The sequence below is a fragment of the Serratia proteamaculans genome (assembly GCF_946227095.1).
In the GTDB taxonomy this organism is placed as follows: Bacteria; Pseudomonadota; Gammaproteobacteria; order Enterobacterales; family Enterobacteriaceae; genus Serratia; species Serratia proteamaculans_E.
Genome location: NZ_CAMISV010000002.1, coordinates 409,865 through 430,141 on the forward strand (window position 1 = coordinate 409,865; position 20,277 = coordinate 430,141).

General features: G+C 57.9%; 19 protein-coding genes. 14 read left to right on the forward strand and 5 right to left on the reverse strand.

All coding sequences use genetic code 11. From position 1 onward, the window contains the following. Positions 1-277: 277 nt before the first annotated feature. The gene (locus OC597_RS05510) at positions 278-1,450 is read right to left on the reverse strand and encodes an ROK family transcriptional regulator (RefSeq protein WP_261254955.1); all 1,173 of its coding nucleotides are present in this window, start codon (positions 1,448-1,450) and stop codon (positions 278-280) included. 100 nt (positions 1,451-1,550) lie between these two features. Here OC597_RS05510 and OC597_RS05515 point away from each other — a divergent pair, with 100 nt between their 5' ends. From OC597_RS05515 to ydfG, 11 genes are all read left to right on the forward strand, one after another. Beyond that, the gene (locus tag OC597_RS05515; protein WP_262207951.1) at positions 1,551-2,801 is read left to right on the forward strand and encodes an extracellular solute-binding protein; all 1,251 of its coding nucleotides are present in this window, start codon (positions 1,551-1,553) and stop codon (positions 2,799-2,801) included. Between the two features lie 9 nt (positions 2,802-2,810). After that, on the forward strand, positions 2,811-3,719 hold the full coding sequence (locus OC597_RS05520) for a carbohydrate ABC transporter permease (protein WP_261284494.1): 909 nt from the start codon (positions 2,811-2,813) through the stop codon (positions 3,717-3,719). After that, on the forward strand, positions 3,709-4,548 hold the full coding sequence (locus OC597_RS05525; protein WP_085116666.1) for a carbohydrate ABC transporter permease: 840 nt from the start codon (positions 3,709-3,711) through the stop codon (positions 4,546-4,548). The genes OC597_RS05520 and OC597_RS05525 overlap by 11 nt, the downstream gene beginning before the upstream one ends. Positions 4,549-4,567: 19 nt before the next feature. Continuing rightward, the gene (locus OC597_RS05530) at positions 4,568-5,521 is read left to right on the forward strand and encodes a carbohydrate kinase family protein (protein WP_085116665.1); all 954 of its coding nucleotides are present in this window, start codon (positions 4,568-4,570) and stop codon (positions 5,519-5,521) included. Next, positions 5,521-6,600: an ABC transporter ATP-binding protein gene (locus tag OC597_RS05535; RefSeq protein WP_261284493.1), complete on the forward strand. Its 1,080-nt coding sequence runs from the start codon at positions 5,521-5,523 to the stop codon at positions 6,598-6,600. The genes OC597_RS05530 and OC597_RS05535 overlap by 1 nt, the downstream gene beginning before the upstream one ends. Positions 6,601-6,693: 93 nt before the next feature. Further along, positions 6,694-7,215, forward strand: a complete 522-nt coding sequence (gene fecI, locus OC597_RS05540) for a ferric citrate uptake sigma factor FecI (RefSeq protein WP_262207954.1) — start codon at positions 6,694-6,696, stop codon at positions 7,213-7,215. Beyond that, the gene (fecR, locus tag OC597_RS05545) at positions 7,215-8,174 is read left to right on the forward strand and encodes a ferric citrate uptake sigma factor regulator FecR (protein WP_262207955.1); all 960 of its coding nucleotides are present in this window, start codon (positions 7,215-7,217) and stop codon (positions 8,172-8,174) included. The genes fecI and fecR overlap by 1 nt, the downstream gene beginning before the upstream one ends. Before the next feature lie 111 nt (positions 8,175-8,285). Further along, positions 8,286-10,610, forward strand: a complete 2,325-nt coding sequence (gene fecA, locus OC597_RS05550) for a TonB-dependent Fe(3+) dicitrate receptor FecA (RefSeq protein WP_262207972.1) — start codon at positions 8,286-8,288, stop codon at positions 10,608-10,610. Positions 10,611-10,778: 168 nt separating this feature from the next. Next, positions 10,779-12,221, forward strand: a complete 1,443-nt coding sequence (locus OC597_RS05555; protein ID WP_261462521.1) for an MFS transporter — start codon at positions 10,779-10,781, stop codon at positions 12,219-12,221. Positions 12,222-12,318: 97 nt separating this feature from the next. Beyond that, on the forward strand, positions 12,319-12,840 hold the full coding sequence (locus tag OC597_RS05560; RefSeq protein WP_261254970.1) for a GNAT family N-acetyltransferase: 522 nt from the start codon (positions 12,319-12,321) through the stop codon (positions 12,838-12,840). Positions 12,841-13,021: 181 nt separating this feature from the next. Continuing rightward, positions 13,022-13,771, forward strand: a complete 750-nt coding sequence (ydfG, locus tag OC597_RS05565; RefSeq protein ID WP_262207975.1) for a bifunctional NADP-dependent 3-hydroxy acid dehydrogenase/3-hydroxypropionate dehydrogenase YdfG — start codon at positions 13,022-13,024, stop codon at positions 13,769-13,771. A gap of 34 nt (positions 13,772-13,805) precedes the next feature. On the opposite strand, the gene OC597_RS05570 is transcribed toward ydfG, so the two are convergent. Next, entirely contained in the window at positions 13,806-14,132 is a 327-nt protein-coding gene (locus OC597_RS05570) for a YnfA family protein (protein WP_262207976.1), read from the reverse strand. A gap of 148 nt (positions 14,133-14,280) precedes the next feature. Here OC597_RS05570 and OC597_RS05575 point away from each other — a divergent pair, with 148 nt between their 5' ends. Then, a complete protein-coding gene (locus OC597_RS05575; RefSeq protein ID WP_099061886.1) occupies positions 14,281-14,649 on the forward strand; it encodes a DUF1283 family protein in 369 nt (122 codons plus the stop codon). An 89-nt stretch (positions 14,650-14,738) separates the two neighbouring features. After that, positions 14,739-15,038 carry a DUF1161 domain-containing protein gene (locus OC597_RS05580; RefSeq protein WP_261284485.1) on the forward strand — a complete coding sequence of 100 codons (300 nt, stop codon included), beginning with the start codon at positions 14,739-14,741 and terminating at the stop codon, positions 15,036-15,038. A 39-nt stretch (positions 15,039-15,077) separates the two neighbouring features. Here OC597_RS05580 and OC597_RS05585 read toward each other — a convergent pair whose 3' ends face one another. Further along, positions 15,078-16,565, reverse strand: coding sequence for an MDR family MFS transporter (locus tag OC597_RS05585; RefSeq protein WP_261284484.1), 1,488 nt, complete (start codon positions 16,563-16,565; stop codon positions 15,078-15,080). A gap of 275 nt (positions 16,566-16,840) precedes the next feature. Here OC597_RS05585 and clcB point away from each other — a divergent pair, with 275 nt between their 5' ends. After that, positions 16,841-18,121 (forward strand): voltage-gated ClC-type chloride channel ClcB, encoded by a 1,281-nt coding sequence (clcB, locus tag OC597_RS05590; protein ID WP_261254980.1) that lies wholly within the window; start codon positions 16,841-16,843, stop codon positions 18,119-18,121. Here clcB and bioD read toward each other — a convergent pair. Together bioD and mlc are read right to left on the reverse strand one after the other, a co-directional pair. Next, complete coding sequence (gene bioD, locus OC597_RS05595; protein ID WP_262207977.1) at positions 18,118-18,789, reverse strand: dethiobiotin synthase; 672 nt, start codon at positions 18,787-18,789, stop codon at positions 18,118-18,120. The genes clcB and bioD overlap by 4 nt on opposite strands. A gap of 151 nt (positions 18,790-18,940) precedes the next feature. Next, on the reverse strand, positions 18,941-20,158 hold the full coding sequence (gene mlc / locus OC597_RS05600; RefSeq protein ID WP_261254983.1) for a sugar metabolism global transcriptional regulator Mlc: 1,218 nt from the start codon (positions 20,156-20,158) through the stop codon (positions 18,941-18,943). Positions 20,159-20,277: the final 119 nt, after the last annotated feature.

The following is a 20,277-nucleotide window of genomic DNA, read 5'->3' on the forward strand; positions in this document are numbered from 1 at the left end:
CGGCGGAGTGAATTCAGCCGGGGGAACTATGGCGGTCTTTTTATCGATCGCAGGTGTTGATTTAAGGATAGCAAGCGGCGTGCCAGTTGGTTTTTTAATGATAATTTTCATTTAAAAACAAACAGATAAAAACAAGTCGCACAATAATCTGAATCGATAAAAATAAGCGGGAAATAAGCAAACGGTTGCCTTTAAATAGCAACCGTTTGCTTGTGTTGGGTTAATTATGAGCCTGCACCAATAACGGGCAACAATAAAAATCGGTGGATGAAAGTTATTACTTCAATAACACTTCATAACGCGGGTTGAACTCATCAAACAGTGGTAACGCTGCCGCACCTAATGCGGCGGTATCCGCACCGGTGGTGCCCAGTCGCACTCGCAGGCCGTCGAGGTATTTGCTGCGCACCGAGCGGTGCAGTGGCGCTAAACGCTTGATCAGCTGTTCTACGATACTTTCGGGCATCAGCCCGCCAATAATCACCGCTTCAGCGTCAAACATGCATTCAATAATGTTGATGGCCTGGCGTAACGCCGGCACCGCCGAATCCAGCCAGGCGTCAATCTTCGGCTGCGGTAACGCTAGCAAGTCTTGCGGCATGGCGCGCATTGGATCCAGCCCGCAGCTTTCGTAAGCCGCCTGCAGTGAGACATAACGTTCCAGGCAGCCCTGGTTGCCGCAGTAGCAGGCCCGTCCGCCCGGTTGCACAATCATGTGGCCGACTTCACCAGCATTGTGCGCATGGCCGGTATAAATTCGGCCGTCGGTGAAAATCCCCGCCCCCAGACCGGTGCCAAGGTACAAATAAATAAATGAATTAAGCTGTCTGGCGACACCGTGCAGACGTTCGCCGATGGCCGCGACGGTAGCATCGTTCTCCAGCGTTACCGGCAAGCCGCTCTGTGCGTTAAGTTCGGCCACCACATCGATATTTTCCCAGCCGTTGAGGGTGGTCGGCCCCACGGAGGAAATCCCCTCCACGCCGAACGGCCCCGGCATCACCACGCCAATGCCCAACATTTTTCCCCAGCTCAGATCCGCCTGCTGGCGCATTTCTTGCAGTACATCACAAATCAGTTTCAAGGTGGCAGCAGGTTGCGGCTTTTGCACCATAATCAGCCGGTGGAAACGAACGCTGCCTGACAAATCAACCACGATAAGCAGTAGTGACTGATGATCCAGATGGATGCCGATGGAATACGCACTGTCAGGATTCAGGGTCAACGGCGTGGCCGGTTGACCTCGCCCGCCGGCACGACGCGGCAGGTGCGAGGAGAGAATGCCGGCCTGTTCCAGTTCTGTTGCGATGTTTGAAACGGTTTGCGGCGTCAGTGAGGTCAGCCGGGCAATTTCGGCACGGGTCAGTTCACCGTGTAAACGGATAGCCTCTATCACTACGCGCCGGTTGTGTGCACGAGCATGTTCAAGGTTAGTGCCGGAAGTCGTCATAACTGCCTATGCAGAAAGGGAAATCGTCTTTGCAGTATGGTGCCCTCCAATAAAGCAATCAAATTGATTTAAGAATCTTTTTAACACCGGAGAACGCACAATGAAAAGCCATACCCTCGCCGCTACGGCAGCCTGTACCCTGTCTGCCCTGGCGTTCAGCCTGTCAGCCGCCTATGCCGCCCCAACGCAGATCAACGCGTTGTTTATGACCCAGGCGGCGTACAGCGAAAACGACATCCGTGCCATGACCGCGGATTTCAGCAAACAGCACCCGGATATCACCGTTAACCTGGAGTTTGTCCCTTACGAAGCGCTGCACGATAAAATCGTCGCGGCACGCGGCGCTGGCAGCAACGGCTACGATGTGGTGCTGTTCGACGCCATCTGGCCGGCGGAGTTCACCAAGTTCGGCCTGCTGCAAGATGTCACCTCGCGCATCAGCGCCGACGACAGCGCTAAAATCTTTGCCGGTGCCATGACCACCGTCACCTATAAGGACAAGCGCTGGGGCATGCCGTGGATCCTCGACACCAAATACCTGTATTACAACAAAGCCATGCTGGCCAAGGCCGGGATAACCGCCCCGCCACAAACCTGGCAGGAACTGGCGCAGCAGGCTGAAATTCTCAAACAGAAAAACGTGGTCAAATATCCGCTGGTGTGGAGCTGGTCACAGGCCGAGGCACTGGTTTGCGACTACACCACGCTGGTGTCTGCCTTCAAAGGCCAGTTCGTCCAACAGGGCAAAATCACCTTCTCCAGCCCGGGTTCACTGCAGGCCGTCGACTATATGAAAGCCTCGCTGGATAAGGGGCTGACCAACCCGAACTCCCGCGAGTATCTGGAAGAGGACGTGCGTAAGGCATTCTCCAACGGCGATGCGGCTTTCGCGCTCAACTGGACCTACATGTACAACATGGCCAACGATCCGAAGCAAAGCAAAGTGGCCGGTGACGTCGGTATCGTCCCGGCTCCGGGATCGGTAGCGGGCCAGGTCTCTGCGGTGAACGGCTCCATGGGGCTGGGTATCGCCAAGGCCAGCGTCCACCCCGATCAGGCCTGGCAGTACATCAGCTACATGACCTCGCAGCCGGTGCAGGACAAATACGCCAAGCTGAGCCTGCCGATCTGGAAGTCGTCCTACGACGACCCGGCGGTGCAGAAAGGTCAGGAACCGCTGATCGCCGCCGCCAAGCAGTCGCTGAACGTGATGCTGTCGCGCCCTGAAACCGCCGATTACTCCCGGTTGTCCAACGGCTTGCAGCAGGACTTGCAGCAGATCCTGCAGGGTAAGGTCACGCCACAGGCCGGGCTGGATGCCGCGACCCAAAGCGCTGCACGGCTGCGTTAAGCGATGAGCATGCTCACTTTACCTCAACGTGAGCGGCGTCAGGCATGGGTGCTGCTGGCACCCATGCTGCTGATGATGCTGCTGTTAACCGCCTGGCCGCTGGGCCGTACCCTGTGGCTGAGCTTTACCGACGCAGCACTGGTGGGCAACGACATAACGCCGGCCTGGGTGGGCGCGGATAATTTTATCTATGCCCTGACCGACCCGGATTTTCAGGCCGCGCTGTGGCGTACGCTGTATTTCACCCTGGTTTCGGTGGCGTTCGAAGGGGTGATCGGCGTACTGGTGGCGCTGCTGCTTAACCAGAAATTCCACGGCCGTAATGTGCTGCGGGTGCTGGTGATTTTGCCCTGGGCACTTCCCACCATCGTCAACGCCACGATGTGGCGGCTGAACTTCAACCCGGATTACGGCAGCATCAACGCGCTGTTGACCCAGCTTGGGGTGATTGACCACTATCGCAGCTGGCTGGGTGACCCGGCATCGGCACTCAACGCAGTCATGCTGGCGGACATCTGGAAGAACTACCCGCTGATCACCCTGCTGACGCTGGCGGCGCTGCAATCGATCCCGGACGACCTGTATGAAGCCGCCCGACTGGACGGTGCTTCCGCCTGGCGGCGTTTCCGTGCCATCACCCTGCCCGCCATTCTGGCTCCGCTGGCGGTGGCGTTGGTGCTGCGGACCATTGACGCCTTCAAGGTGTTCGACATCATTTACGTGATGACGCGCGGCGGGCCGATGGACAGTACCAAAACCCTCAGCTTCTTCGTTTATCAGGAGTCTTTCAGCTATTTGCGGGCCGGCAGCGGCGCGGCCTATGCGGTGTTGATGACCCTGCTGTGCGGCCTGTTGATTGCACTGTACATGCTGATGCTGTTCCGCCAGCGCAGAAGGAGCCTCGCCGATGAAGCGTAAAATCCGCCTGATATTGCGCTATGGCGCTGCGCTGCTGCTGGCGGTGTCGATCCTCGCGCCGATGCTTTGGTTGTTTCTGATGAGCGTCAGTTCCTCAGCCGATCTCACCCGGGTGCCGCTGGAATGGTTGCCGCGCCACTGGGACTTTTCTCGCTACGGCAGCCTGCTTTCCTTGCAGCCCGGCCAGCCGGGAGCCTTGTTCCTGCACGCGCTGTTCAACAGCCTGCTGGTGGCCTGTGGCGCTACGCTGATTTCGCTGTTGCTGGCGATCCCGGCGGCGTTCAGCTTCTCGCGCTATCCCGGCCGCGACGGCTGGCTGTTTGCCAGTCTGGCGATTTACATGGTGCCACCGGTGGCCTTCGTGCTGCCGCTGTACTTTATCCTGCAGCAATTGGCGTTGCTGAACACCCATATCGGCCTGGTGCTGGTCTACTGCTCACTGATCCTGCCATTCCTCACCTGGATGCTGAAAAACCAGTTCGACGCCCTGCCGATCGATATTGAACAGGCGGCGCGGCTGGACGGGTTACGTCAGTGGCAGGTGCTGTTACGTATTACGCTGCCGTTGGCCAAGCCGGCGCTGGGGGCCTCGGCGCTGTTTGGCTGGCTGCTGGCCTGGGACGAATTTTTCTACGCGCTGCTGTTCACCAGCAATATTCAGGCGCAAACGCTGCCGGTGACCATCGCCGGTTTCACCGCCGGACGCGCCACCGATGACGGGCTGATCGCCGCCGTCGGCATTCTGGCTGCCATTCCGCCGCTTTTCATTGCCATCTGGCTGCAAAAAACGCTGGTTAGCGGTTTAACCAGCGGCGGCAGCAAGGGCTAATTTATTCAGGGAAATTAACATGATGAGTACCAACACCCGGCCCACGCTGTACGTGGTGGGCAATATCAACGTCGACGTGATCATGAGCACCCTGCAACAGTGGCCGCAAAAAGGCACCGAGGCGATGCTGGATCACAGCGAACTGCGCCCCGGTGGCTCGGCTGGCAACTGCGCGCTGGCGCTGGCAGCCCTGGAAACCCCTTATCGGCTGGTGGCCAATCAGGGCAATGACTACTTCAGCCCCTGGCTGGCGCAGCTGTTCCCGGAGAGCTCGCTGTACTGGCCGACCTACAGTTGCGAAACCTCGCTGACCTTCGGCGTGACCCATCCCGACAACGAACGCACCTTTTTCAGCAACCAGGGCCACATTACCCGCCTGAGCCAGGACGACGTACTGCATCAGATCCCACTGTTCGCCGGTAATGGCGACACCATTTTGCTGTGCGGCACCTTCCTGTGCACCGCCTTATTGGCGGAATATCCGGCGTTGCTGCAAACCCTGCGTCAACGCGGCTATCGCATTGCGGTTGATACCGGCTGGCCGCCACAGGGCTGGAGCGATGCGCTGCGCGGACAGATCGCCGACTGGCTGCCATTCTGCGACCTGCTGCTGTTGAATGAAGTGGAAACCTGCGGCATGGCGGGCCATCAGGATCTGTATACCGCTGCCCGCACCCTGAACCGGCAACAGCCGGCCGACGCAGCCTGCGTGGTGAAATGCGGCCCGGACGGCGCACGCATGTGGTGTGGCGAGCGGCAGTTGCAGGCAGCGGCACATCCGATCAAGGTGGTCGATACCATAGGTGCGGGCGACAGTTTTAACGCCGGTTTCCTGACGGCCTGCCTGCACGGCCATTCGGCCGCGGTGGCGCTACGCTGGGGCATTCGTGCCGCCAGCCACGCCATCAGCAGTTCGCCACGCCAGTATCTGGACTGGAATACCCTGAAAACCTGCGCCGGAGAAATGGTCTGATGGCTAGTGTCGAACTGGTAAAAGTGGCCAAATACTACGGCAAACAGCGAGTGCTGAACCCGTTGGATTTGACCATCCCCGACGGCAGTTTTACCGTGCTAGTCGGCCCGTCCGGCTGCGGCAAGTCCACGCTGCTGCGCCTGCTGGCCGGGCTGGACACGCTGACCGAAGGCGCGATCCTGCTGGATAAACAAAAGATCAACGATCTGGATCCGGCCGATCGCGATATTGCCATGGTGTTCCAGAGCTACGCGCTCTACCCGCACCTGACGGTGGCGGAAAACATGGCGTTTCATATGCAGGTGATGAAGGTCGCCAAAAGCGAGCAACAAAGCAAGGTACAGCAGGCCGCGCGTATTCTGGCGATCGACCATCTTTTACAACGCTATCCGAAAGAGCTGTCCGGCGGCCAGCGCCAGCGGGTGGCGATGGGCCGTGCCATGGTGCGCAACCCGAAAGTCTTTTTATTCGATGAGCCGCTGTCCAACCTCGACGCCCAACTGCGGATGGAGCTGCGCGCCGAGATCAAATCGCTGCATCAGCAGTTCAAGACCACTACGGTGTACGTCACCCACGACCAGATTGAAGCAATGACGCTGGCCGACCAAATCGTGGTGATGAAAGACGGCAATATCGTACAGCAGGGCAAGCCGCTGGAGATCTACGATGCGCCCGCCAACACTTTTGTGGCGCGTTTTATCGGTTCACCGCCAATGAATCTGTTGGAGGGTATCGTCACGCCACGCGACGATCGGCCCGGCGTAACCTGCGGTGAACTGTGGTTGCCGCTGCCGGCTAAATGGCGATTGGCGACGCCCGGCAGCCCGGTGATCCTCGGGCTGCGGCCGCACGATTTCCATTTGGTCGATGTCAGCGAACAACCGGCTGCCACTTTGCGCCTGATGGAGATCACCGGCGATGTCAGCCTGCTGCACCTGACCTGGGGCGGTTACCGCCTGCATGTGCAACTCAGCGGACGGGTTAATGCCGAGAGCGGTCAGCCACTGTGGCTGGCACCCAATACGGAGGCCATCCATCTGTTCGATGCCGCAACGGGGCTGCGACTGGGTGAAAATTGATGAGTCGCGCCGCCACGGATGGCGTCAAACTTGAAACGATAACCATTCTCAATTATCATCCGCGCATCTTTTTTGACCGGCAGCGCGAAAACCATGTCAGCCACAGCCCCTTCTCCCTCCGATGCGCTCACGCGCCTCTATGCAACCCACCATGGTTGGCTGCAAGGTTGGTTGCGCCGTCGACTCGGTTGCGCGTTTGACGCTGACGATCTGGCTCAGGACACTTTCCTGCGGATCCTCAAAAGTGATTCCGCCGCCACCATCCGCGAACCCAAAGATTTTCTGGTTACCCTCGCTAAACGGGTGATGGTCGATTTCTTCCGCCGTAAAACGCTGGAGCGCGCCTATCTGGAGATGCTGGCGTTAACGCCGGAAGCGCTGTCCCCCTCGCTCGAGCAACGCCAGTGTCTGCTGGAAAGTTTGCAACAAATCGACAGCATGCTCGACGGGCTCGGGCCGAAAATCAAACAGGCCTTTTTGCTGTCGCAGCTTGAAGGGTTAGGCTATGCCGAGATCGCACTGCAACTCGGCGTTTCGGTCAGTTCGGTAAAAAAATATATGGCCAAAGCCACCGAACACTGCCTGCTGTTCAGCCTGGAAACCGAATACCTTTAATGAGTCACATCATCACCCCCGAACAGCGCCAGGCGCTAAAAATGGCCGCCCAGTGGTTTGCCTTGCTGTGCGACGAAGGCGCCACCGAACGCCAACGCCAACAATGGCAAGCCTGGTACCAACAGCATGACGACCACCGCTGGGCCTGGCAGCGAGTCGAAGCGCTGCAAAGCCAACTGCAGGGCGTGCCGGGTAAATTCAGCTATCGCACCCTCGATCAGGCCGGTCGCCAAACCCCGCTGGATCGCCGTACCCTGCTGAAAAGCCTACTGTTGTTGCTTGGCGTCGGCGGCAGCAGTTGGCTGGGCTATCAGTCCCCGTTCGGCCGCGAACTGCGAGCCGACTATCGCACCGCCACCGGTGAGATCAAACCGATTATCCTCAGTGACGGCAGCCAATTGGTGCTCAATACCGCCAGCGCGGTGGATGTGCGCTACAGCGCCGAAAAACGGCTGATCCTGCTGCATGCCGGTGAAATCAGTCTGATTACCGGCCACGATAGCCGTCCGCTGTGGGTTGAGAGCCCGCAAGGGGCTATGCGCGCACTCGGCACCCATTTCCTGGTCCGCGAAAACGACGATCACACGCGGCTGACGGTACTGGAACATGCGGTGGAAGCCCAACTGGCACAGCATCCGCAGGAAAAACGTCGGATTAATGCCGGTGAACAAATCAGCTTCAGCGCCACGGCCTTTGGCCAGCAACAAGCCGTTAGCAACGGAGGCGATTGGACCCGCGGCATACTCAGCGTGAGCCAATGGTGCCTGGACCAGGTGATCGCCGAGCTGGCGCGTTACCGCCACGGCCGTTTGGATTGCGATCCAGCCATCGCCAGCCTGCGCGTCAGCGGCAGTTTCCCATTGGCAGATACCGATCGCGCTTTGCTTTTACTTAGCCAAACCCTGCCGGTTCGGCTACAAAGTTTTACCCGTTACTGGCTGAAGATCGTCCCTGCCTAAATTATTTAAATGAAAATGATAAAAAATCGCATTCTTGATTGTCCCTTTTCCGTTCTCATCCGACTCCAGATAAAACACTGCAGCAATAAATAAAATAATTCAGGAGAAGGCATGAACAATTTTTGGGGAAAACCACTTCAGCCACTGGCGATCGCCGTGGGTCTGGCATTCGCTTCACCCACGATGGCCGCGCAACAGGAGGCCCCGGCCGCTTATCAGATCCCTGCAGGCGGCCTGGACACCTCACTGAATGCCTTTGCCGCCCATGCCGGTATCGCGCTGTCGGTTGACGGAACGCTGACCGCCGGTAAGCGTTCGCCAGGGCTGAGCGGCCACTACAACGTCGACCAGGGTTTGAATGCATTGCTGGCAGGCAGCGGTTTGCAGGCCAAGGCGCTCGGCGACAATGGCTACACCCTGGTCAAACTGCCGGCAGTGCAGCAAGAGCAGGACATCACCGTAGTCGGCGACTGGCTGGCTGAAGGCCGACAGATTGACGTATTCGAACACGCTGGAGCGCGTGACGTGGTGCGGCGTGAAGAGTTCGCCAAAACGGGCGCAACCACCTTGCGTGAAGCACTGAACCGCGTACCGGGCGTAGTCGCGCCGGAAAACAACGGCACCGGCAGTCACGATATGGCGCTCAATTTCGGTATTCGTGGCCTGAACCCGCGTCTGGCCAGCCGCTCGACGGTGCTGATGGACGGCATTCCGGTCCCCTTCGCCCCCTATGGTCAGCCACAGCTGTCGCTGGCACCGGTATCCCTCGGCAATATGGACGCGGTTGACGTGGTACGCGGCGGCGGCGCAGTGCGCTACGGGCCACAGAGCGTCGGCGGCGTAGTCAACTTTGTCACCCGCGCCATTCCGAAAACTTTCGGCATGCAGGCCGGTATGCAGGGCCAGCTCAGCCCAACCTCCAGCCAGGATCACCCGAAAGGCACCGGGAATCTGATGATTGGCGGCACCGCCGACAACGGCTTTGGCAGCGCGCTGCTTTATTCCGGCACCCGCGGCAGCGACTGGCGCGAGCACAGCTCGACCAAAATTGACGACGTGATGCTGAAAAGCCACTATGCACCCAACGAAGTGCACACCTTTAACAGCCTGCTGCAATACTATGAAGGCCAGGCCGATATGCCGGGCGGCCTGAGTCGTGCCGATTACAATGCCAACCCGTATCAATCGACACGCCCTTACGACAAGTTCTGGGGCCGCCGCCAGTTGGCAAACTTCGGCTATCAGTACCAGCCTGACCAGCAACACAAATTCGACGTGCAAAGCTTCTACACCTACACCCTGCGCAGCGGCTATCTGGATCAGGGCAAGAACCTGACGCTGTCGCCGCGCGAATACTGGGTGCGCGGCGTGGAACCGCGTTACAGCCAAAGCTTCCGCTGGGGCCAGTCGGCGCATGAAGTCGGCGTCGGCTATCGCTACGTCAGCGAATCCACCCACGAACTGCGTTATTACAGCAAGGCCAGCAGCGGCGTATTGCCTTCAACCAACAACCCTTACGATCGCGATACTCAGTCCGGTACCGACGCCCACGCCTTCTATATCGATGACCGCATTGATATCGGCGACTGGACCATCACGCCAGGCATGCGCTACGAGCACATCAGTTCCTATCAGAATAACTACATCAAGAATAATCGCCTGGACGTCAGCTACAACGCCCCACTGCCAGCACTGAACGTGATGTATCACCTGAATGAATACTGGAACCTGTATGCCAACACCGAAGGCTCGTTCGGCACCGTGCAATACAGCCAGATGGGCAAAGCGGTCGACAGCGGCAACATCGAACCTGAAAAAGCGCGGACCTGGGAGCTTGGTACCCGTTATGAGGGCGATGCGCTGAAAGGTGAGATTGGCCTGTTCCTGATCAACTTCAACAACCAATACGATTCCAATCAGGTGACCGACAGCGTGACCGCGCGCGGCAAAACCCGTCACGCCGGACTGGAAGGCAGCCTGCGTTACGATCTGGCGCAGTTGACGCCAAAACTCAATGATATGACGATTTACACCAGCTACGCCTATGTCGACGCTACCATCCGCGAAGATGGGGCTTACCGGGGCAACCAGGTGCCGTTCTCACCGAAACACAAGGGCACGTTGGGCCTGGATTACACGCCAGGCAACTGGGCGTTTAACCTCAACAGCGAATTCCAGTCCAGCCAGTTTGCCGATAACGCCAACACTGTGGCCGAAAGCGCCGACGGCAGTACCGGACGTATTCCGGGCTACATGCTGTGGGGTCTGCGCGCCGCCTACGACTTTGGGCCCGAAATGGCCGGGCTGAATCTGGGCGTTGGGGTTAAAAACCTGTTTAACCACGAGTATTTCACTCGGGCTTACGACGACAATAACAAAGGGCTGTATATTGGCCAACCGCGCACCCTGTATCTGCAAGGCTCGGTGAAGTTCTAAATACCTCCGCGGGCGCCATCAGTGCGCCCGCTAATAATCACCCGTTCAACCTCTTTTTAACCTCAGCGTGATGCGCTATGCTCCAAAACTCTGCCAGCGTTAACATTTTTGAAACGGGATTTTTGTCATGCCTGCATTCTGTTTGTGCTCCGCCCGGCGCGCTCTGTCATGAGCTTTTTTTCACGCGCCAGCGCACTACCTCTGCTGGTGGCGGGCGCCTTCTTTATGGAAAACCTCGACGGTACGGTGATTGTTACCGCCATGCCCCAAATGGCGGCGGCCTTCGGCGTACGGCCGGTGGACATGAACATTGGCATCTCGGCCTACATTCTGACGCTGACGGTGTTTATTCCCGCCAGCGGCTGGATAGCCAACCGCTTCGGCGCCCGCAATATCTTTGCCGCGGCAGTGCTGATTTTTACCCTGGCATCGGTGCTGTGCGCCGCCAGCGTTAACCTGCCCACCTTCACCGCCGCCCGTATTTTGCAAGGCTTCGGCGGTGCACTGATGGTGCCGGTCGGCCGCCTGGTGGTGCTGCGCAACACCGCCAAGCCGGATCTGATCAAAGCCATCGCCACCATTACCTGGCCAGGGCTGGTGGCACCGATCCTCGGCCCGCCGGTCGGCGGTTTTATTACCACCTATGCCTCGTGGCACTGGATTTTTATTCTCAATGTGCCTTTGGGTATCGCCGCACTGTGGCTGGCCTGGCGGCTGATCCCGCAGGAAGCACCACAAAAAGGCGTGCCCTTTGACGCCCTCGGCTTCGTGCTGACCGGCATCGCCTGCTTCGGTCTGATGTTCGGCCTCGACTTGATCAATCATCCGCAGCTGTCCTGGCTGGTGCCGGCGCTGTGCATTGCCGGCAGCCTGGCGTTAGGCACGCTGGCGGTTCGGCATGCCAAACGTACCGCCCACCCCCTGATCAATCTGTGGGCGATGCGGATAAAAAGTTACGCCGTCACCATTTGGGGTGGCACGCTGTTTCGTATCGCCATTGGTGCCGTGCCCTTCCTGCTGCCACTGCTGTTTCAGATCGGGTTTGGTCTGAACGCTTTTGACGCCGGGCTGCTGGTGTTGGCGGTATTCGCCGGTAATCTGGTGATGAAGCCGTTTACCTCGGCAGTGCTTTACCGTTTTCGCTTTCGGACCACGCTGGTAGTGAACGGCTTGTTGAACGCCATCACCATTTTCGCCTGTGCGCTGTTGACGCCGCAGACCCCGACCTGGCTGATTCTGGCGCTGCTGTTCGTCAGCGGGCTGACGCGATCCATGCAGTTCACCGCGCTCAATACGCTGGCGTTTTCCGAGGTGCCGCAGCCGCAGATGAACGGTGCCAATACCCTGTTCAATGTGTCGCAGCAAATGGGCAGCGGGCTGGGCATCGCCATTGGTGCGCTGGCACTGCGGTTGGCGGAAATGCTGATGCCGCAATCGGGCGAACGCATCCCCTTGGTCGATTTCCAGTGGGCGTTTGTGGTCATCGGCGTGATTGCCCTGCTGGCGGTGATCGACTGCTTTACTCTGGATGCCAACGCCGGCAGCGAGGTTCGCCAGAGGAAACCCGCCGCAGCCCCGACAGCGCACTCACCCCAACGATTGCAAAAATAAGTCGCATCTGCCGCCAATCAACGTAGTATCGATGATCCGCCCCGTTTCACCGGTGCGGATTTTTTGCCGTTTTGGCCTGAAAAGCGAGGTAATAATAATGATTCACAGTGACCTTTCTCAGTGCCGCGTTAACACCGACCGGTTGTTGATTGCCCCATTTACCGCAGCAGACGCCGACGATGTCTACCAGGCGATCACCCCTACCTTGACGCGCTATATGAACTTTGAGCCCGAGGAGTCGCCGGAGGCCTTTGCTAACGTTTGGCAAACCTGGCTGCCGCTGATCCGCGAAGGCGAGGAAATGATTTACATCGCCCGGATGCGCGACACCAAACAGTTTGTCGGCATGGGCGGCGTGCACGATTTGTATAACACCACGCCGGAACTGGGCATCTGGGTGAAAGAAAACCTGCACGGCAAAGGCTATGGCCGTGAAATTGTTCACGCCATGGCGGTGTGGGCCAGTGAGCGCTACCAGCCGCGGCACTTTATCTACCCGGTGGCCGAACAGAACACCCCAAGCCGACGTATCGCCGAATCTCTAGGCGGCAAAGTAGCAGGCCGCCGCGAAAACACCAAATACGACTGTGTGGTGTATCACATCCCTCCGCAGCTATAAACATTCCCGCGGGCCTGCCTGGCCCGCCTTGGCTTTCCCCCTAAATAATTGACCGAAAACCGCCCGTCTGGCAGCAGCGATGGCGGTTTTTCAACGTGGATGCCGATAACCACTGCCACTTGAAGTAGGTTTATGCTAATGCTAATAGCATCCAGGTTAAAAACAGTTGAGGAACAGCAACATGATCATTTTTGTTACGGGCGCCACATCCGGTTTTGGTGAGGCCATTACACGACGCTTTATCCGCGAAGGTCATCAGGTGATTGCCTCCGGCCGTCGTATGGAACGCCTGGAAGAATTGAAAGACGAATTGGGCGAGGCGCTGCATATTGTCCGTCTCGACGTGCGTAATCGCGCCGCCATTCAGCAGGTGATTGATGAACTGCCAGCGGCACTGCGCCACATTGACGTACTGGTTAACAACGCCGGGCTGGCACTGGGCATGGAACCTGCCCACAAGGCCAACGCCGAAGACTGGGAAACCATGATCGACACCAACGCCAAAGGCCTGGTGAACATGACCCGCGCCCTGCTGCCGGACATGGTTGAACGCAACATGGGCCATGTGATCAACATCGGTTCAGTCGCGGCCAACTGGCCGTATGCCGGCGGCAACGTCTATGGCGCGACCAAGGCATTCGTCAAGCAGTTCAGCCTGGGTCTGCGTGCCGATCTGCACGGCACTCGCATCCGGGTTACCGACATTGAGCCGGGTCTGGTGGGCGGTACTGAATTTTCTAACGTGCGCTTCAAGGGCGACGACGGCAAGGTGGATAAGGTCTACGACGGCGCCAATGCGCTGACGCCAGAAGATATCGCCGAATCGGTGTTCTGGGTCGCGACCCTGCCAGGCCACGTCAACATTAACTCGCTGGAAATCATGCCGGTCAGCCAGTCCTTTGCCGGGCTGAATATTCACCGCGAGTCTTGATCCTGTGCGGCAGGGGTTGCCCCTGCCGTCGTTTTCAGGCCGCGCGCCAGCCGGAAACGATAATCAGCATGCCGGTTAACGCCACACCCGCGCCCAGCCAGTCCAGTGCCGATAACTTAACCCCGTCCACCACGCGCAGCCACAGTAACGCCGTCGCCACATAGACCCCGCCATAGGCCGCATAGACTCGCCCGCTGGCCGCCGGATGCAGTGTTAACAGCCAGACAAACAGCATCAGGCTGAGCGCCGCCGGCAGTAATAACCAAGCGCTGGCGCTTTTTTTCAACCACAGGTAGGGTAAGAAACAGCCGATGATTTCGGCCAGTGCGGTGGCGAAAAATAGCAGAGTGGTCTTTAACATGGGGGAAACTTTCTCTCTGTAAACTAAACGAGGCAGTGCTTGACTGGTGCAGTCCAAGGCCGTGATGGTATATTTATCAATACGCCTGCGGGCAAGTCAAAGCCAGTGTTGCCGTTATCAGGCAACACTAACTCATAAGGATGAAACGATGAAAACACTTTCGACTCAACGACTGCTGCGCGGGATGCTGCCGGTCGCCATGCTGATGCTGATGGGGGCCTGGCAGGCTCCGGCACTGGCCGCCAGCTGCACTCAGGGCAGCACCTGCGTGACCGTCGATGGCAGCAACAGCGGCGCCATGAGTACCGAAGCAGCCCGCCAGAGCAAACAGCAGTTCAATGATACCAAATCCCTGCGCAATAAGGTTAACACCCGCGTGGAGAAAGAGTTCGACAAGGTAGACAAGGCGATTGACAGCGAAGATCGTTGCGACGACAGCCTGAACGTTAACGCTTACTGGGAACCAAACACCCGCAAGTGTCTGGATCGCCAGACCGGTCGTCAGATTAATCCTTAATCTTGTCGCAGCCCGCGGTGGCCGTTACCCTGCGCCGCCGTTGCTGCTATCCTGACAAAGGATGCTCATTTTCAAATAAGGACGAATTGATGAAAAAAGCGCTTATCTTGGGTGCACTGCTGATGGCCACTGCGCCACTGGCCGCCCTGGCCTCGTGCGAAAGCGTGCAGGCAGACATTTCGCAAAAAATTATCAAAAACGGCGTGCCGGAATCTGGCTTCAAGCTGGATATCGTGCCTAACGATCAGGCCCAACAGGCCGGTGGGCTGGTGGTTGGCCACTGCGAAAACGACACGCAGAAGATTGTGTATACTCGCCTTGCCAACGGCGATGACAACGGTGACGCGGCTCAGACCGGCACCAGCCAGGATACGAAAACCTCGCAATAATTGTCGTTCAGGGCGCTCTGTGCGCCCTTTCCTTTTTATTTACGCCTGTTCCGCCTCTTCACCCTCACCCTGCGGCCGATGCCGCGCCGGGATCAGCATCGCTGCCGCCAACGCCAGCAATGACAACAGCGCAGAAACCAAAAACACCCAATGCAACGAAGCGGCAACCTGCTGCGTCATCTCGGTCAGGATTTCTGGTGCCATTGCGCTACGCGCTGCCGGTTCCATTAGTTGCTGTACCGGATCGGCCGTTTGCGGCAAGCGAATTTGCAGATTGATGTTCAACGTCGCACCCAAAATGGCGGTACCGATGGCCGACCCCATCATGCGGGTAAATACCGTACAGGCGGTGGCAATGCCACGGATGCTGTGGTGGGCGGCGTTCTGCACCGAAACCAGAAACGTGGTGTTGCACAGCCCCATGCCGGCACCGACCATAAAAGCGGCTACCCGTCCCCACAATAAACCACCGGTCGGCTGCAGCAGCAACAGAATCAGACCACCGGCCAGCAGTAACAACGCCCCCATCAGCGCCGTGGTGCGGTAAGAGGTCATCAGCATCAGCCGACCGCTGAAGGTGCTGGCCAGCGGCCAACCAATCGACATCAACGCCAGCGTGGTTCCGGCCTCCAGCGGCGTTCCGCCCATCACGCCCTGAATAAAGGTCGGCAGGAAGGCACTGATGCCCATCATCGCCGCACCAATCACCAGTCCGCCAATATTACCGGCCACAATCACCCGACTTTGCCATAACGCCAGTGGGAACAGCGGCTCCGGTGCACGACGTTCCTGACGAACCAGCAACATTAGCGAGACGGCCGCCAACGCCAATAACGGTAGTACCCACCAACCGAGATTTTCTGCCTGCAACAGCGACAACAGCAGCGCGGTAACAAACAGCGTCAGCCAGGCGGTACCCGCCAGATCCAGCGCGTGTTTACGCACCTTTTGACTCGAAGGCAAATAACGAGCGAGGAAAAACATCGCCAGCAGACCGATCGGCAAATTGACCCAGAACACCAGTGCCCAGGGCAAATGCTGGACGATAAACGCCCCCAGTAACGGCCCGATAATCGCCGACACACCCCAGACGCTGGAAATATAGCCCATGACCTTGGGACGCTCGGTAGGACTATAGATATCACCAATAATGGTGGTGGCTGTCGGCATAATCGCCCCGGCCCCCAGCCCCTGCAACAGCCGAAACCCAATCAGCCAGTACATATTGGGGGAGAAACCGCACAGTATCGAACCCAGCAAAAACAGCGACGCACCAAAGAAAAATACCCGCTTGCGGCCCAGCAGATCCGCCAACCGGCCATAGATTGGAATGGTGATGGCCTGCGCCAACAGATAAACCGCGAACACCCAACCGAGCAGGGAAAAGCCGCCGAGATCGCCGATGATGGTTGGCATCGCCGTGGCGACAATGGTCGCCTCGATGGCGGACATAAACATCGCCAGCATGCAGGCAATCAGGATTAAGGGTCGATGGGCGATCGGTGCAGGTGTGTCGTTATTTGTCATAGCGTTATTACAAACCATGGATTCTTATTTGCTTTAAATTATACCAGCCGGATTAAAGGTTGCTGTTACCGGTGTCGGGTTCCCTGTTTTGACTGGTGATAAACGCACCATTTGAACACAAGGTGACAGCGTAACCATTAGGCCACCCAATGGTTCGACAGAACAAACAAACCACGAGCCGCTCGGCGAATCTGGAAAGATTATCTGGCCTTCGGTCGGGGTGACAAGCACAATGTTCAGCGACCCTTTCATTTTTCTCAAGATTTTACTGACGCATGAAACGATTGGTCCACCTGCACCATTACCGCGCCCTGTTGCGCCGCCTGTTTATCGCCATCTTTCTTGGTATTGCCGCTGCGTTGGTGGTTTGGCTGTTTCACCGTGCGATGCTCGGGCTGGAATGGTTACTGCTCGACCACGAAGATGGCAGTCTGGTGGCTGCAGCCGCGGCCATGCCGGGCTGGCGCAGAGCATTAACCCCGGCATTGGGCGGGCTGGCGGCGGGTTTGCTGCTGTGGGTATATCAGCGGTATCAGCACCAGCGACAGGTTGCCCCAACCGACTACATGGAAGCGATAGAAACCGGTGATGGACGACTGGACGTCAGTGCCAGCCTGGTGAAATGTCTGGCCTCGCTGCTGGTGGTCTCCAGCGGCAGCGCTATCGGTCGCGAAGGGGCGATGATCCTGCTGGCAGCCTTAGTGGGGTCAGTGTTTGCCCAGCGCTTCACCCATGAGAAAGAGTGGAAGCTGTGGGTGGCCTGCGGTGCCGCCGCCGGTATGGCCAGCGCCTACCATGCACCGCTGGCGGGTAGCCTGTTTATCGCTGAAATCCTGTTTGGCACACTGATGCTGGCCTCACTCGGCCCAGTGGTGATTGCTGCCGTCAGCGCCCTGCTGGTGACCAATTTGCTCAACGGCGGCCAGGCGCCGCTGTATCTGGTGGAACCCCTGCCCGCCCCCTGGCCGGTGCAATATCTGCTGATGGCGCTACTCGGCGTTTTAGCCGGCATCTGTGGGCCGTTGTTCCTGTGGGCCATGTCCTCTTCCGGTCGCGCATTCCGTTCGCTACGGCTAAAACCACCGCTGCAATTGGCGTTGGGTGGGCTGATTGTCGGGCTGCTTTCGCTGCTGTTTCCTGAGGTGTGGGGCAATGGCTACAGCGTGGTGCAGTCGCTGCTCAGTGCGCCCCCCGGCGTATTGCTGGTTGGCGCGATTCTGATCTGCAAGTTGCTGGCGGTGCTCGCCAGTAGCGGTTCTGGGGCGCCCGGCGGTGTATTCACGCCAACGCTGTTTGTCGGGGCGGCACTGGGTTCGGTGGTTGGGCAACTCTGTGCCATCTGGCCGGAGCTGGGCAGTGCGGTACCGATTCTGATGGCGTTAACCGGCATGGCTACGCTGTTGGCGGCCACCACCCACGCGCCCATTATGGCTGCGCTGATGGTGTTCGAAATGACCGGTGAATATACCCTGCTGCCAGGCATTCTGCTGGCCTGTGTGATCGCCACCACCGTCTCGCGCGGCTTGCGTTCGGTGTCGGTTTATCACAATGCCTAACGGTTCAGCAGCGGAGAGATATCCAGATAACGCGCCAGTTCACGCTGTTCGGCGCGTGGCAAATAAGGAATTTCACCCAGCAGTGGCGCGGGAATGCGCTGCTGCAACGCATCGATAGTTTCGGCGTAGTGCGCCAGCCCCGGGTTGATGCGGTTAGCGACCCAGCCCAGCAGGGGTAAGCCATCATTAATGATCGCCTGCGCAGTTAACAAGGCGTGGCTGACACAACCCAGTTTGATCCCCACCACCAAAACCACCGGCAGTTGCTCCTGAATCACCCATTCGGCGTAGGGCCGCATATCGTTCATCAGCACGCGCCAGCCGCCGCTGCCCTCAACCACCACGGTATCAACCTTGGCTGATAAATGCTGCAGCCCGCTGCTCATCACACCGTAGTCGATATCGTCGGTGGGTTGCGCGTGAAACACTTCTTCCAGACAGGTGATGGGATTAACTTCCTGATACGACAGCGGCAGGGTTGAGGATGCCTGTAAAACCAAAGCGTCTTTATTGCGAAGGCCTTCGCTGGTTTCCTGACAGCGTGCTGCAACAGGCTTGTAGCCAGCCACAGAACGGCCCTGCGCGGCCAGCGCCTGTAATAAAGCGCGGGAAACCACGGTTTTACCGACATCGGTATCCGTACCTGTAACAAATAAACGCGATAACATGAATGAATTGCCCCGAGATGCACCGTTAACCAAAATATCGCCGAAAATACGGCGAAAGAGACGAACGGGAAAAGTCTAGAGGATGCAAGGAGGACGGGGCTTGAGGTAGCTCAACCTTTTGTCGTTAAACGATAAGAATTACTGATTGGTGTTAGCCCTGCAGCAGTTGCACCAGCAGAGAACCGTTGTATAACGCTTCTTTCACCAGTGCCGCGCCTGGCATGGTGCCTTTATTAAAGAATTGGGTGGATTCCACCTGGACCTTTTCGCTGTAAGCCGGTAGCGACTGCTGGCGGATACAGGAGGCAATGGCCGGATGCAGAATTTCTGCCGCCCGGTTCAGCGGGGAACCGACCAGGATTTTTTCCGGATTGAACAGATTGACCATAATCGCCAGGATACGGCCTACGCTGTGACCGACCCCCAGAATAATGTCTTTAGCCAGTTGGTCGCCCGCCAGCGCCGCGTCACACAGTGACTCAACCGTCAGTGGGGCGCCGTGCAGGCTGGAACTCATTGAGGTAGCGAGACGTTGTTGGGCGATTTCCAGAATATTTTCGATACTGGCGACGGTTTCAAGACAGCCGTGATTGCCGCAGTAACAGCGTTTGCCGTAAGGATCGACCTGCGTATGACCAATCTCAACCACGCTGTGGCTACCGGCATGCAATACCCTGCCACCGGTGATCACCCCGGCGCCGACGTTGTGGTCGATCACCACCTGGATCACGTTTTGGCTGCCGCGTGAAGCGCCATATAACGCTTCGGCCATGGTCCAGGCGCTGATGTCGTGCTGCAAATAAACCGGCAGCCCGGTGCGCGTTTCCAGCGCAGGCCCTAATGGCATGTCTTCTACATCGTAAAACGGCATACGGTGTACTACGCCGGAAATCGCGTCGACCATGCCCGGCAGCGTAATGGCGATCGCCGTTAACCGTTCCAGCTTGCTTTGATGACGGATAAAGAACTGGTCGACTTCAGCAAGAATGCGTTTTAACAGCGGATCGGGATGTTCGGCGGCCAGTGGTAACAACTCTTCTACCACCAGTTTGCTGCTGATATCGCGCAGCGCTAGCGTAATGGTGCCACGGCTAATGCGGGCGGAAAGGTAGTGCCAGGCTTCGGTGTCCAGTACCAGCCCAACCGCCGGACGACCGCGACTACCGACTTCCTGAAATTCGGTTTCTTTAACCAGATGGGCTTCCAGCAGTTCGCGTACGATTTTGGTGATACTGGCGGGGGCGAGCTGAGCGCGTTTTGACAGTTCGATGCGCGAAATTGGGCCCAGTTGATCGATTAACCGATAAACTGCCCCTGCATTTGTTTGCTTGATTTGATCGATATGCCCAGGCTGCCCAACAGCAATCACAAACCTGCTCCTACTATTTTTCGCGCTTCTAAATAAAGACTATCGGCTATGGTGGGGCTTTTGTAATACAGCGTCAACTATTTGATTCGTTATGTGATTTGCTGCACAAATTCACCCCA

Bases quoted from the DNA above. Each gene is read 5' to 3' on its own strand.
- OC597_RS05510 (WP_261254955.1), bottom strand. From the start codon at position 1,450: ATGACGACTTCCGGCACTAACCTTGAACATGCTCGTGCACACAACCGG.
- OC597_RS05515 (WP_262207951.1), top strand. From the start codon at position 1,551: ATGAAAAGCCATACCCTCGCCGCTACGGCAGCCTGTACCCTGTCTGCC.
- OC597_RS05520 (WP_261284494.1), top strand. From the start codon at position 2,811: ATGCTCACTTTACCTCAACGTGAGCGGCGTCAGGCATGGGTGCTGCTG.
- OC597_RS05525 (WP_085116666.1), top strand. From the start codon at position 3,709: ATGAAGCGTAAAATCCGCCTGATATTGCGCTATGGCGCTGCGCTGCTG.
- OC597_RS05530 (WP_085116665.1), top strand. From the start codon at position 4,568: ATGATGAGTACCAACACCCGGCCCACGCTGTACGTGGTGGGCAATATC.
- OC597_RS05535 (WP_261284493.1), top strand. From the start codon at position 5,521: ATGGCTAGTGTCGAACTGGTAAAAGTGGCCAAATACTACGGCAAACAG.
- fecI (WP_262207954.1), top strand. From the start codon at position 6,694: ATGTCAGCCACAGCCCCTTCTCCCTCCGATGCGCTCACGCGCCTCTAT.
- fecR (WP_262207955.1), top strand. From the start codon at position 7,215: ATGAGTCACATCATCACCCCCGAACAGCGCCAGGCGCTAAAAATGGCC.
- fecA (WP_262207972.1), top strand. From the start codon at position 8,286: ATGAACAATTTTTGGGGAAAACCACTTCAGCCACTGGCGATCGCCGTG.
- OC597_RS05555 (WP_261462521.1), top strand. From the start codon at position 10,779: ATGAGCTTTTTTTCACGCGCCAGCGCACTACCTCTGCTGGTGGCGGGC.
- OC597_RS05560 (WP_261254970.1), top strand. From the start codon at position 12,319: ATGATTCACAGTGACCTTTCTCAGTGCCGCGTTAACACCGACCGGTTG.
- ydfG (WP_262207975.1), top strand. From the start codon at position 13,022: ATGATCATTTTTGTTACGGGCGCCACATCCGGTTTTGGTGAGGCCATT.
- OC597_RS05570 (WP_262207976.1), bottom strand. From the start codon at position 14,132: ATGTTAAAGACCACTCTGCTATTTTTCGCCACCGCACTGGCCGAAATC.
- OC597_RS05575 (WP_099061886.1), top strand. From the start codon at position 14,281: ATGAAAACACTTTCGACTCAACGACTGCTGCGCGGGATGCTGCCGGTC.
- OC597_RS05580 (WP_261284485.1), top strand. From the start codon at position 14,739: ATGAAAAAAGCGCTTATCTTGGGTGCACTGCTGATGGCCACTGCGCCA.
- OC597_RS05585 (WP_261284484.1), bottom strand. From the start codon at position 16,565: ATGACAAATAACGACACACCTGCACCGATCGCCCATCGACCCTTAATC.
- clcB (WP_261254980.1), top strand. From the start codon at position 16,841: ATGAAACGATTGGTCCACCTGCACCATTACCGCGCCCTGTTGCGCCGC.
- bioD (WP_262207977.1), bottom strand. From the start codon at position 18,789: ATGTTATCGCGTTTATTTGTTACAGGTACGGATACCGATGTCGGTAAA.